Source organism: Salipaludibacillus sp. CF4.18 (genome assembly GCF_051262595.1).
GTDB classification, from domain to species: Bacteria; Bacillota; Bacilli; order Bacillales; family Salisediminibacteriaceae; genus Salipaludibacillus; species Salipaludibacillus neizhouensis.
The window spans coordinates 1-204 of the sequence record NZ_JBIMEV010000199.1 but is presented as its reverse complement, the minus strand read 5'-3'; the positions used below and the strand labels follow the sequence as shown (position 1 = coordinate 204).

The 204-nt window shown below is 40.7% G+C and carries 1 pseudogene; it reads left to right on the top strand.

Annotated features, from left to right (window positions below):
* Positions 1–204: pseudogene (locus ACHABW_RS26140) on the top strand (IS21 family transposase); the annotation flags it as partial.

The window sequence follows — 204 nt, the reverse complement described above, 5'->3', positions numbered from 1 at the left end:
TAGCCCAAATTGACTTCGGGGAGGCCCCTTTTAAGAGTAAGGGGGAGATTATTGATCTTCCCTATCTCGTTCTTTCGTATCCTTACAGTAACGCTTTTTATGTCCAAGTCTTTGAATCTCAGAACCAAGATTGCTTCCTTGAAGGAATGAAGCGATTCTTTCATCATATCGGTAGTGTGCCAAGAACTATTCGATTTGATAATC